At 58.8% G+C, this 11370-nt stretch carries 10 protein-coding genes and 5 pseudogenes; 8 read left to right on the forward strand and 7 right to left on the reverse strand.

From position 1 onward, the window contains the following. Positions 1 to 140: 140 nt before the first annotated feature. Complete coding sequence (locus IEY28_RS10050; RefSeq protein WP_188996954.1) at positions 141 to 626, forward strand: histidine kinase; 486 nt, start codon at positions 141 to 143, stop codon at positions 624 to 626. Between the two features lie 234 nt (positions 627 to 860). On the opposite strand, the gene IEY28_RS10055 is transcribed toward IEY28_RS10050, so the two are convergent. Further along, the gene (locus IEY28_RS10055) at positions 861 to 2015 is read right to left on the reverse strand and encodes a tyrosine-type recombinase/integrase (protein WP_229783103.1); all 1155 of its coding nucleotides are present in this window, start codon (positions 2013 to 2015) and stop codon (positions 861 to 863) included. A gap of 898 nt (positions 2016 to 2913) precedes the next feature. On the opposite strand from IEY28_RS10055, the gene IEY28_RS10060 reads away from it, so the two are divergent. From IEY28_RS10060 to IEY28_RS20945, 3 genes and pseudogenes are all read left to right on the forward strand, one after another. Continuing rightward, positions 2914 to 3891, forward strand: coding sequence for a phosphotransferase family protein (locus tag IEY28_RS10060; RefSeq protein ID WP_188996958.1), 978 nt, complete (start codon positions 2914 to 2916; stop codon positions 3889 to 3891). A 7-nt stretch (positions 3892 to 3898) separates the two neighbouring features. Beyond that, positions 3899 to 4510, forward strand: coding sequence for a class I SAM-dependent methyltransferase (locus IEY28_RS10065; RefSeq protein ID WP_188996960.1), 612 nt, complete (start codon positions 3899 to 3901; stop codon positions 4508 to 4510). A 133-nt stretch (positions 4511 to 4643) separates the two neighbouring features. Continuing rightward, positions 4644 to 5088: pseudogene (locus tag IEY28_RS20945) on the forward strand (transposase); the annotation flags it as partial. Positions 5089 to 5571: 483 nt separating this feature from the next. On the opposite strand, the pseudogene IEY28_RS20950 reads toward IEY28_RS20945, so the two are convergent. From IEY28_RS20950 to IEY28_RS20620, 6 genes and pseudogenes are all read right to left on the reverse strand, one after another. Beyond that, positions 5572 to 6071, reverse strand: a pseudogene (locus tag IEY28_RS20950) (transposase); the annotation flags it as partial. 4 nt (positions 6072 to 6075) lie between these two features. Then, entirely contained in the window at positions 6076 to 6813 is a 738-nt protein-coding gene (locus IEY28_RS10075; RefSeq protein WP_229783104.1) for an MOSC domain-containing protein, read from the reverse strand. After that, positions 6779 to 7900, reverse strand: a pseudogene (locus IEY28_RS10080) (serine hydroxymethyltransferase); the annotation flags it as partial. The gene IEY28_RS10075 and the pseudogene IEY28_RS10080, both read right to left, overlap by 35 nt. Further along, positions 7846 to 8406, reverse strand: a pseudogene (locus IEY28_RS10085) (aminotransferase class III-fold pyridoxal phosphate-dependent enzyme); the annotation flags it as partial. The pseudogenes IEY28_RS10085 and IEY28_RS10080, both read right to left, overlap by 55 nt. After that, positions 8403 to 8600: a hypothetical protein gene (locus IEY28_RS10090; RefSeq protein ID WP_188996962.1), complete on the reverse strand. Its 198-nt coding sequence runs from the start codon at positions 8598 to 8600 to the stop codon at positions 8403 to 8405. The gene IEY28_RS10090 and the pseudogene IEY28_RS10085, both read right to left, overlap by 4 nt. Before the next feature lie 128 nt (positions 8601 to 8728). Next, positions 8729 to 8998, reverse strand: a complete 270-nt coding sequence (locus IEY28_RS20620; protein ID WP_166973374.1) for a DUF7571 family protein — start codon at positions 8996 to 8998, stop codon at positions 8729 to 8731. Between the two features lie 265 nt (positions 8999 to 9263). On the opposite strand from IEY28_RS20620, the gene IEY28_RS10095 reads away from it, so the two are divergent. The 4 genes and pseudogenes from IEY28_RS10095 to IEY28_RS20955 all read left to right on the forward strand — a co-directional run. After that, positions 9264 to 9470, forward strand: a complete 207-nt coding sequence (locus IEY28_RS10095; RefSeq protein WP_188996964.1) for a cold-shock protein — start codon at positions 9264 to 9266, stop codon at positions 9468 to 9470. Between the two features lie 465 nt (positions 9471 to 9935). After that, the gene (locus tag IEY28_RS10100; protein WP_188996966.1) at positions 9936 to 10136 is read left to right on the forward strand and encodes a hypothetical protein; all 201 of its coding nucleotides are present in this window, start codon (positions 9936 to 9938) and stop codon (positions 10134 to 10136) included. Positions 10137 to 10445: 309 nt separating this feature from the next. Then, positions 10446 to 11066 (forward strand): hypothetical protein, encoded by a 621-nt coding sequence (locus tag IEY28_RS10105; protein WP_188996968.1) that lies wholly within the window; start codon positions 10446 to 10448, stop codon positions 11064 to 11066. A 188-nt stretch (positions 11067 to 11254) separates the two neighbouring features. Then, a pseudogene (locus tag IEY28_RS20955) lies at positions 11255 to 11365 on the forward strand (IS5/IS1182 family transposase); the annotation flags it as partial. Between the last annotated feature and the right edge of the window lie 5 nt (positions 11366 to 11370).

Here is an 11370-nt window from a genome sequence, read left to right on the forward strand (position 1 = left end):
TCCGGCATCCGTGGCAGGTGGAGTAACGAGATGCATCCGGTAGTTCGATGGCGAGATCGAACCGGTAACGCGAGCCATGCCGAGACGGGTTTCCTGAACGGTCTGCACGCCTTATGCCAGTCGAACGCCTCTAGTTTGGAATGGCACAAGAAGCACAACAGGAAACGCAAGGCTTCGAACGGACCGGAGCTGTACGGGACACTCCGTCGTGGCAACACGGTGTAGAAGCGGGATTGATCGGCGGACTGGTGATGGGTGTGCTGTTTTCGCTGCTGATGCCGCCCGTTATCGAGAACGCGATTCCAGCGCTCGTCGGCCTGTCCGGTGGGGTCGCTGGCTGGGTCGTCCACATGTCGATCAGCGCTGTGTTCGGCGTCGTCTTCGTCGCGGCGTTGACACAACCCAGACTGGCAGCCGTTGCGGAGTCGCCGGGCGGCGTCGTCGGACTCGGTCTCGCGTACGGCGTGCTCCTCTGGGTCGTCGCCGCCGGCGTTGCCATGCCACTGTGGCTGTCAGCCGTCGGCTTTCCCAGTCCGCCGCCGCTTCCGAATCTCGCACTGATGGGTCTGCTCACGCACCTCGTGTTCGGGCTGGTCCTCGGCGCGAGCTACCACTACCTGCGCTGAGTCCTCGTGTCCCGCCACTCCGAAGTGGGGGCGAACACGACGTAATCCAAAAAGCACTCGTATTCAAGATGTTCGAACAGCGGAACCGTCTCGGGTTCCTTCAATATCTGCTCGGTATCGGCCGCGGTCAGGCGAGCCTGTGAACTGAAATTCGGTCGTATACGCGTGGTCCGGGTATGATTTGAGAGACTCAACCGCCAGAGGCCCCATTGTCCTTTTCGTAGTCGGACTCTGTCACTCGCCGCCAAACGCCGCCGATAGCTTCTCACGCATGAACTCCCGGCGTAGCTCGCGTCGCCGTTCCTCGGAGAGATAGTTGCCCCAGACGACGTCGGCCGATGCCGACCCTTGCTCTTCGGCGATCTCCTGTATCTGATGCTCAACGAGCTGTTCGACCGTATCGGAGTAGCGGTCGTACCAGAACCGTCGACCCATCTGGGGGACCGGTCGACTGCCGCCGATCGTCTCGGGGAGGTCGGCCCGCTTGGCGAGGTCGTGGAACCAGTCCAGTATCGTCCCGCGCGTCCGGTGGCCGCTCGCCGACCGGGACGACGGGAACAGGTAGCCGTTCCAGTCCCCGTCGGCGAACTCGGCGATGCGGTCACGAGCGACGTCAGCGCCGTAGATGAGGGCGACCGACCCAGGGCCGTTCTTCCGTTCGGTGAACTCGATGCGTGGGTGGTCGTCGTCGAGGACGAGTTGCGAAGTGTGGAGTGCCGCAACCTCGCTGGATCGGAGCCCCCACGCACAGAGTGCGACGACGAGCAGGCGCTCGCGCGTGTCCTTGGCGGCGTCGGCCAGCGCCCGGACGTGGTCAGCGTCCAGCGGTGGGTTGTCACGGGTAGAGCCTCCGTCGCGAGAGTCTGACCAGTCGTAATGCAGCCCATCAGTAGGGTTGAGAGCGAACTCGTGCCGGTCGACATACATCTCGTAGAACTTTGAAACGGTCTTGTAAATCCGCTCAAGGGAAGTCCGCGAGATTCGCTTATCGAGGGCGTCGAACGTATCCCAGCATTCTTCCACAGCAACCGATTCGTCAACGTCGGAGTTCGCATCGACGGGCGAGAGAATATCGGCACTTCCGTTTACTCCTTCGTACGCACGCACGTAGCGAGCGAGCCGATACCGGTGAGTTTGGACGGACCTCTCCGACCAGGACAGTCGAGATTGCTTTCGGTCCAAGTACCGTTCAAGCGCATCAACGGTCGGCTCGTGGCCGATATCCCAGTCGTACCCACCCTCTTCTAAGCCGAGGTCGTCAGCCCAGAACTCGCCAAACGTACGGTCGTGGTACTCGCGGAGCGCGTAGATGAGGGCACGATACCCGTTGTTCGACAGCCACTCGTGCGAGGGGCGCTCGGTTTCTGGGTCCATGCCGTCGGCCTGCATCGCCGGTGCGATCACGTCCCAGTAGGCGTCTTCGAGGCCGTCGACGCCGAGCAGTGTCCAGGAGGGCGAGTCCTCGTCCGAAATTGAATCTGTACCGCCGGATTTGGGCATGCTCAGGCGAATGGTATGCAGACAAATAGTTCTGTTGACCATGCCGACGTAGGTGAGTCTGTATGCTCAACGGTCAATAATGCCCATCACGCATAAGCCTCGATAAACCACATCACGCTATATAGAATCCCCACATCTGCCGTTCCACAGGTTCGAGTATAGGATCGTTGTGTGCCTTTATTTCATGCGATTAAATCAGGAATCTGTTGCTGAGCGGGAGATCATGGATCAACTGTAGAGAATCATGCAAATCGTATCGTTGCCAGAATTCGCATCTGCAGCTATTGAGGACCAAAAATACTTGTGGCTGTTCCGTTATATCCTTCACAGGATGCTCACTTAGCAGAAGGCCGCCCCACGTGAGGGAGAAGGGATGGTTCTCGCGTGTCGGTGGGCACCAAAGACGACGGATGTTCCTCAAAGAAAGCCAGGATGGCGACACAGCGGTGCTGCATCCATAGCTTGGCCGAAAGTCAGCGGTCGCGAGGAATTACAGACCCGAAACGTGGGTAGATACTTCTGTTCCTCGAACACTGGGCTAAAGTATCCAGACAGTTCAGAGCCACAGTACTGCCGTTCGGATTCTCTATTTGCACTGGACAGTAGCTCTCCACCTCAAATCGTCTTCTTAGAGCATCCTGAAGCTATCGACCATAGCAGATCACACAAAGTCAACAACTGATATGAACAGACGCCTACCTTCGATCGATTCAGCGGTACAGCAGACTACCCAAACTACCGGCCAGAGTACTATCAATATCCAGCGTATTCAGTACGGAGCGGACCTATGACGGACGACAACACCGTAGGTGAGGACATCGCGGCAGCCCTCACCAACGCGTTCCCTGAGCGAGAGATTGAGGAAGTACTTCCCGCAGGGCCGTCTTGGAACGACCTGAACGAGACAGTGCGTGTTGAGTTCGCCGACGGCCAATTGGTGTTTCTAAAGATCGCAGCAGATGGTGATGGGTCCCGAATCACTCGGGAATGTGCTGTTATCGACTACGTTGGGACACACTGCAACGTGGCCGTCCCATCGGTGATAACAAGCGAGACCACTGGTCACCCCCCGTACCTCGTCACAGCACCTATGCGCGAGCGGAGTCTCGCACCTCAATGGGCAGAGTTAGACAAGACTGAACGAATGACCGTCCTCCGCCAAATCGGGAGCGCCCTTGCGGACGTTAACTCCCAGGAGTTCGACCAACATAGTCATATCATGGACGGTGGTGCAGACGGTTTGATCCTCGAAACTGGATCGTGGACGACAATCCTTGTCGAGCGAATCGAGAGAATGCGGGAAATCGCGTCGTCCGATCGCTTCGAGAAGTACTATGACGAAGTAATCGAGGCTGTCGAAGCGAATCACGAGCGACTCAACCTCGCACCAGCAACACTGGTCCACGGGGACCCGGCCATGCCAAACATCTTCCGCAGCGAAACGACGCTTGGCTTCGTCGATTGGGAGATCACACATATCGGCGACCCTGCCAGAGAACTTCATAGAGCGCGGAGCCAGTTACTCGAGTCGAGAGATCTCGGAAACGACGACCAGCTGGTGACCGCACTCTACGGCGGCTACCGGCAACGTGCTGGGTCCTTACCAGACGGGCTGGACGATCGCAAGCCAATCTATGATGCAGTTCGGTTCCTCGGAACGGCTGGATTCTTCGACAAAGTTGTCGAGTTCTCCGATGACTCACCTGAAGAAGTAGCGACGTGGATCGAAGCAGAGATGAACGAACGCCTTACCGCTATTCAATAAGTAAACAATGAACAACAACGACGACGGGAAGCCAGACAAGCCATACTGTTCTCTACGGGCCGACAACGAGGAGCGGTGGTCGTTCATTCAACGGTATCTTGAAGACCACCACCGAAGCGCTCTGGACATTGGTTGTGCAGAAGGGTACTTCACACACGCCGCTACTGAGTACGGACTAGAGGTAACGGGGATCGAGATGGACGAGGATCGGTACAGCCATGCGGAGGCGGAGTTCGGAGCGAACGAAAACATTCAGCTTCAGCTACAGCGTCTTACACCAGAAAACGTTTCTGAGCTCCCATCGACTGACATCACATTTCTACTAACGATCCAACATCACTGGGTCGGGGCATATGGGGTGGAAGAAGCGACGCGCATGCTGAAGATCATCGGGCAGAAGACGAGTCTTCTCTTTTACGAACCGCCGGGGACGATGTATCTCTCAAAGGCAGAGCCGATACATCCTGATGAGAGCGTGTCGAAGTATCGGACGTATCTGCTGGACCTCTTTGCTGGAGCGGTAACGATTCGGGATGTCGAACTATTCGATCACGTGAACGAAGGAGAGTACGTGGACCGGCGTGATCCCCTCTTTGTGGTCAACACAGCAGATGTGTGACTAGGTGAAGTGCCTAAATAGGGTTGGTGAGCCTTAACCGACTCCTTCACGAGGTGTTGTTTAGGTCGATTTACAACTAGTGCGTCATTCAAACAGTAACACCGACTACCCCTCGCCAATGACGGGAGGGTAGATGGGTATTCGAGCGGGTCGCCTGACCGATGCATATATTGTCGGAATTGAACTCCGTAGCCATCTCCGCCGACAGCGCTCACTCCACGAAGCCCTCCAGTCTGTGGATGGCCCATTCGACAAACTCACCGATGGCTACCCCAACTGGCATCCAGCACCCTCGTTCCACGGAATGCTCAAACTCTTCATCTACCGTGAGGTGACAGGGCTAAGCTATCGAGCCCTCACACAACGTCCCGATCTCGCAGGGCCATTCGGCCTTGACCGCATCCCCGACAAACCAGTACTCTCACCGACGTGGCGCAAGCGATTCGACGGATTCGTTCACGGACACTGAAATTTATCGGACGACGAGACTCGCCCGCGATCACGGCTTCAACTCATTCGACTCTGGACGCGCAAAGAACGCGACGTACGAAGACACACGCTTCTTTGAGTTGCAGACATTGAAGGCAGACGTCGATGCCGAGATGGACTACGCACCGGTACTGACAGCGGGCGAGTGTGTGGAGTTGATTGCGTCGGCGTTGATCCCGCCCGACTGACCGGCTCACGTCGTGCTGAGAACGAGGCCTTCGAGTGGCAACGCTCCCTCACGCCCGTCGAACCTAGCCGAGTTCCTCACATATGTGTCAGTGATAACGGGACCTTCTTCGAAATGATGTGAATGCTGGCTAGAAATTCCCCAACCAAGCCGATAACTGAGCCAAATTAACGCATCCTCCGAGGTTGTGGACGTTCCCTAGTTCGGAGTATAGGCCAGTTCCGAGGCGAATTTCCGCCGGTTCGTGGTCTATCTCCTAACGAAGTGCTCGATTCTTCCCCATCCTGGACGAAATAACCGAGTGAGTATCGGATATTGCGCGGATTTTGGTGCTCCTTGAGAGTGTTGCCACTCCCAGTCGGCGAACCCGGTGGAGATCGGTCGCTCAGTCAGGCGGTATCAATGCCGACGCGACGATCTCGACACACTCACCCGCGGTCAGCACAGGCGCGTAGGTCATCGAGCCGTCAACGCCAGCTTTCAACAGAAAGTCGGTGAGCCACCAGATGTTGTACAGCAGCACGGCGAACACGAAGTAGAACAGCCGCACGCGGTAGTCCTTTGAGGATGTCTTCGCGAGAATCACCCTTGATCGACTTGTATTCGTTTTCGATCTGCCAGCGGCAACTATAGCGCCGACAGAAAGACTTGGCTTCCTCTGGGCCGACTCGGAGGTTCGTCGCGAAGACGGTCGTCCCCTCGCCACTCGTCGACGGCACGTACAGGAACTGCATCGAATGATCTCCCGATTCGACGTGAACGGACGCCGATTCAACCGCCACTCCTTGTCCGGCATCCATCGTCTCGATGACCTCGCGCTCAGTGCTGTTGATCCGTGTGGGGAACGAGGGAGTTCACCCCGAGATTCGAGAGCGACTGGTAGACACGCTTAGGGAAGATTCGGTCCGTACACCCGTGGGGTAGACTCAGGCTGAGTACCTGTTTCTGCTCGGTCCGCGAGCGTCGCTGTCCAGCTTTCCCCAAGTGGTTCGATATTGGCCAATTCCCTTGCCAGCTTCCGGTCCTCAGGCATTCGGTATCGAACCTTTGTCGCCCGAGAAACTGACCAGTCTGGGCGTGGTCGCTCTACGAGCTTCATCTGCTGTCCGGGCGCCACACGCCCAGTCTCAATCACTCTCAAATACCAGCCTGTGTACCCTGTTTGCTCGAATTGAATTGCGAGGTCTGGAACACGCCATCGCCGGGCCAGCTTCCAACAAGGTGACCGGGGCTGGGTTACCTGGACAGCCGCGTCACCCACCTCGAAGAGATCACCAATACACGCCTCACGCTCGGTGAGGCCCTCGATGGTGAAGTTCTCGCCAAACGCCGCTGGACCAAGTTCTAGCCCCAACTCCTCGTCCCAGTAGGAGTAGTGTTCGACTGGATAGACGCAGACGGCCTTCTCCGGACCACCGTGGTGTCGCAGATCGGCTTGCTGGTCGCCGTGGAGGTTCGTCTCGCCGAGAAACACTTCGCCCTCAACCGGCTGCTTGTAGAACGCAGTCTCCCACGGCCTGTCCATCGGGTCCTCGGCGTCGTGTGTTCCGTAGGTCTCCGGCGTTCCGACTTGGATCGAGCGGATCTCCGCTTCAGTCATCGTCACCGTTGAGGTCGTCCGAATCATCGTACACCGGAAACTGCTCACAAAGTGTCCGAACTTCCCCGGCGACTGTCTCGAACGTGGCATCAGCCTCGGGTGAGTCAAGCACCCGAACGATGGCGTCGGCAACGGTTTCGATGGCCTCCGATCCAAAACCACGGGTCGTGAGCGCAGGGGTCCCAACGCGAATACCGCTGGCGACGAACGGCGATCGCGTCTCGCCCGGCACGGTGTTCTTGTTCAGGATAATCCCTGCCTGCTCGAGGGCGTCCTGCGCATCCGCGCCGGTCACGTCGGGATGGGACTCGCGGAGGTCGACCAAGACGAGGTGCTTGTCCGTCCCGCCGGAGACCAGCGAGAGGCCGTGTTCCCGGAACCGGTCGGCCAGCACCTCGGCGTTTCGGACGACATCGGCAGCATACGCTTCGAACGCGGGCTCCAGCGCCTCACCGAAGCCGACGGCCTTCCCCGCGATGTTGTGCATCAACGGCCCGCCCTGGGCACCCGGAAACACCGCCGTGTCAATGTCGTCAGCCCACTCCTCGCGGCACATGATGATCCCACCCCGACCGGCCCGAATCGTCTTCTGGGTCGACCCCGTGACGAAGTCAGCAACTCCTACTGGCGAAGGATGTTCGCCGGCAGCGATCAACCCGGTCGTGTGTGCGACGTCGGCGAGGTGTAGCGCGTCTGTTGCGTCGGCGGCGGCTTGGATCCGTTCATAGTCGATGTGCCGTGGGTACGCCGACGAACCGGAGACGACCATATCCGGGTCGAAACGGGCGGCCTTCTCGTCCAGTTCCGCGTAGTCGATGTAGCCAGTCTCCGCGTCGACGTGGTACTGCTCGATCTCGTAGCGCTGCCCAGTGAAGTTCGCCGGGTGGCCGTGGCTGAGGTGCCCGCCGTGACTGAGTTCGAGCGAGAGAATTCGGTCGCCCGGCTCTAACGTCGCCAGGTACACTGCCTGGTTCGCCTGCGTACCCGAGTGCGGCTGGACAGTGACGTGGTCGGCACCCCAGAGTTCGTGGGCCCGGTCGATCGCTAGTTGCTCCAGCGTGTCGGCGTGCTCGCAGCCGGCGTAGTACCGCTCTCCAGGGTAGCCCTCGGCGTGCGCTCGTCGATGTCGCCCTCAACGCAGAACGACTCGTGACCGCCGTGGTAGCCGCCCTGCATCACGACAACCTTGTCTCGGTCCGTGTACCCTCGGGCGAGTCGGACCGCGGCGGCGGTGGCCTCGGTTCCGGAGTTGACGAATCGGAGCGTCTCGACGCTGTCGACGTGGGTGATCACGAACTCTGCGAGTTCGACCTCCAGCTCAGTCGGGGCACCGTACATCGGACCGTCCGAGACAGCCGCTGCGATAGCCGACTGAACCGCCTCCGGTAGCTCGTGGCCGAGTAACAGCGGCCCATACCCCATTACGTAGTCGAGATATCGGTTGCCGTCGACATCAACGAGGTGAGCGCCCTCCCCGTGGTCGACGAACGCCGGATGCGGCTGCGGGTCGGCCCGGACCGGGGAGTTCACCCCGCCGACCAACGGTTCGAGCGCCCGGCTATACAATCGAGCCGACGCCGAGGCCGAACGTTGAAACCGCTCGTTCCCGGGATCAGTCACGGTTTGTCCCCCGTTGGGGCGTCGGACTCCGTGACTTGGCGGTCGAGATTGTCGAACAGCGTTCGGAGGCGTCGCTCCAGCGGTCCGGTCTTTTCGACTGCCGCCCGCATCGTCTCGGCGTCCTGGACGTGCGGCCCGTCGGGGAGGTCGCCGCTGTTTTCGATGATCTCGTCGACAGTCGATCGTCTCTGCATACGGGCCGACCGCTCGTACGTCGGGTAGCCAGTTCGTCGCTCGACGGCGGGTCTGTACCACCCGCTCAGTAGCTTCCCTATTGAATGGCAGTACCAGCCAAAACGCTCGTTGAGCGGTGGGGTGCCGCTCAGGTAGAGGTGCGGTCGCAGTTCCAACCGGGGTCGTGACCAGTGCGGTCGATGAGGTCGGAACGACACGCGGGGCAATAGTCGGGGGTAACAGATTCGCTTCGAGGGACGTACACCGCACCGCTGCACTCCACGCATGCATCCGCAACGATCGTCGTGCAGTCCGCACAGACGTTGAACTCGTCAACTGTGAGGTCGCGCAGGGGTTCGAGTTGTTTCTGTAAGATGTACTCGTCGATGACCGTCTGACAGCTGTGGCACGATTTCATGGCGATGCATCGTGTCCCATGTGACCACATGATAAATACTTGTCCCCGGATCCTGACGGATTCACTGTGGCTGCGACCGAGAGCGGCCCACCCGTCGTTGGTGCTGGCTGCTGCCCTCTCGCGAAGTCTCTCCCGACAGAACCGCACGCTGAGCGGATGCGCGTCCGGGCAGATAGAGACCACAGTTGCATCGTACCGTACCAGGGGTCGTGGTACCACGATTCACGGAAGTGGTATACCCTAGCCGGAATCACGTGTAGTTGTAATGGCAACCGGCAAAGTTGACTTCTTCAACGACACGGGCGGATACGGGTTCATTTCGACTGATGACGACAGCGTAGACGACGACGAAGACGTGTTCTTCCACATGGAAGACGTCGGCGGCCCAGACCTCGAAGAAGGTCAGGAGGTCGAGTTCGACATCGAATCATCCGAAAAGGGACCTCGCGCGACGAATCTCGTCCGTCAATAGCGACGACTTTTCATTCGCTGCGCGACGACAACGACGCGGTACTCGGTGACTGTGGGTATCGAAAGACGCCTCGGAGGAGTACGACGGCCGGATGGTCCAGTACACGAAATCGATCCGGAAGAATCCCGTCGCATTCGAGGCGCTCGTCGACGGCCAGAGGCCGAGCGGCTGTACCACGAACACAGTACCGTCAGGCCAATTGCTGTCGCCGGAGGCCTCGAAGGACGAGTCCCCGAATCGGCCGCCCACGGAGAATCCTGAACGGCGGCGTCAGTAGTTCTCTCGCCCCAGTTGCTCGCGGACGGCCATCGACTGGCGGCGGGGACAAGCAGCGCTCGTCTTTCGACGGCTGCGGCTCGTTGCGCGCCGGTGATGCGTTCGTCGCCTCGCTCGCTGTCCGGGCCGCCTGAGATGGGACAGCAGCGCCAGGGAAAGGCTTTGAGAGGTGGGCCCCGTATGTGAAACATGGACACAGACCGGCTGAAAGCGCTCGTACCACACTACATTGCGATGTTTCTGCTCGTCTTTCTCGTCCTCGCGACCGTTCGCGCCGTCGTGGGTGATATCGGGTTCTGGGTCGAATTAGTGATCATCGCCGCCGTCGTCTTTGCGTACCGACCCATCGTACTGCAACTCGGCATCGGGCCCAGCGAATGGGAGGAGTGACACCGCTATGGACATCATCGCTCCGAGGTTTGCCCCCACAGTTGACTGAGCGCCGTCGTGTAGCTAGACTGACCCGATCCCGAAACGAACCGAGAAAGCCCGGAATGCCAGAGCCGAGGACCCGAAAAGAGAGTACAGCCACGCCCGCTGAAATCGTCGATTCGTGTACATGGGCGAGATAAACACCCGACAGTTCTAATGCCAATTTCCTATCCTTTAACTATACGCGACGACACACCCTTATCAATGAATCGCCGTCGATTCACCGTTGTGACCGCAGGGTCTATATTTTTGTCTGGCTGTGGTCGATTGAGTATCCTTGAGGACAATACCGAGGACACGCCCGCAGATAGGACAACGCCCTCGGCCGCCAACACAGAAACAGGAACGAACACAGCGACAAGGACGAATACAGCAACAAGGACGGACGACGAGGAACCGGCTTTCGGTCCTGGAACTGATACCGACAGTATCGTCTTACGTCTCTCAGACGTGCCTGACGGGTACGAATACAGTGGCGAAACGAACGTTCAGACCAGCAAGCTACGTGGTGACACGCGGGAACGGTACGCATCCCGCGACATCGTGCGCCAGCACGCTCGGAGCTTCCGGCGGGCCGACGATTCGACGAGTCCACGACTGATCTATTCTGAGGCGACCGTGTACCAACAGGCCAGCCACGCGGCGTCCCAATTACGCGATATCCGCGATACGTTCGAATCAAACTCCGGCGAGATCGAGACGGTTGAACTCGCATCAGGCGTAACTGGGATACAGGTCACACACACGAATGACCGGGGGACGAAGAACACGCTGATTTATTATCATACCTCAAACTTGGTACTGCTTGTTATCACGTCCGGGCAAGATCAGTTCTACCCCGAGCGGACACAGAAACTGCTGGTGAAGATGATTTCTGATACCGGTTGACGTTTCCCCACCCTACCGCGGGTTTTCGCACTGCTGCTCTCGCTGTGGACCGGTGTGTAGTCCTCTCACTGTGAGGGTATCGTAGAACGATTAGCCCACCAAAGAGCAGGGTGAGCGCTGAGGTGGTATGAGCCCAGCGACCCTGCAAGATGCTCCTTCGGTAGAGTCGTTTTTTACTGTCGTGGCGACGGAGACGCTCGCGTTGTTTGCGTATCCTCACGTCGTGTCTGTGCCGCATCGTCGCGATCACCAACTACGAACGCGGAGACAATCCGGGAAGTACCGTGATCACGGTGTGAGAACT

Source organism: Haloarcula pellucida, assembly GCF_014647235.1.
Lineage (GTDB): Archaea > Halobacteriota > Halobacteria > Halobacteriales > Haloarculaceae > Haloarcula > Haloarcula pellucida.

Bases quoted from the DNA above. Each gene is read 5' to 3' on its own strand.
- IEY28_RS10050 (WP_188996954.1), top strand. From the start codon at position 141: ATGGCACAAGAAGCACAACAGGAAACGCAAGGCTTCGAACGGACCGGA.
- IEY28_RS10055 (WP_229783103.1), bottom strand. From the start codon at position 2,015: ATGCAGGCCGACGGCATGGACCCAGAAACCGAGCGCCCCTCGCACGAG.
- IEY28_RS10060 (WP_188996958.1), top strand. From the start codon at position 2,914: ATGACGGACGACAACACCGTAGGTGAGGACATCGCGGCAGCCCTCACC.
- IEY28_RS10065 (WP_188996960.1), top strand. From the start codon at position 3,899: ATGAACAACAACGACGACGGGAAGCCAGACAAGCCATACTGTTCTCTA.
- IEY28_RS10075 (WP_229783104.1), bottom strand. From the start codon at position 6,813: ATGATTCGGACGACCTCAACGGTGACGATGACTGAAGCGGAGATCCGC.
- IEY28_RS10090 (WP_188996962.1), bottom strand. From the start codon at position 8,600: ATGCAGAGACGATCGACTGTCGACGAGATCATCGAAAACAGCGGCGAC.
- IEY28_RS20620 (WP_166973374.1), bottom strand. From the start codon at position 8,998: ATGAAATCGTGCCACAGCTGTCAGACGGTCATCGACGAGTACATCTTA.
- IEY28_RS10095 (WP_188996964.1), top strand. From the start codon at position 9,264: ATGGCAACCGGCAAAGTTGACTTCTTCAACGACACGGGCGGATACGGG.
- IEY28_RS10100 (WP_188996966.1), top strand. From the start codon at position 9,936: ATGGACACAGACCGGCTGAAAGCGCTCGTACCACACTACATTGCGATG.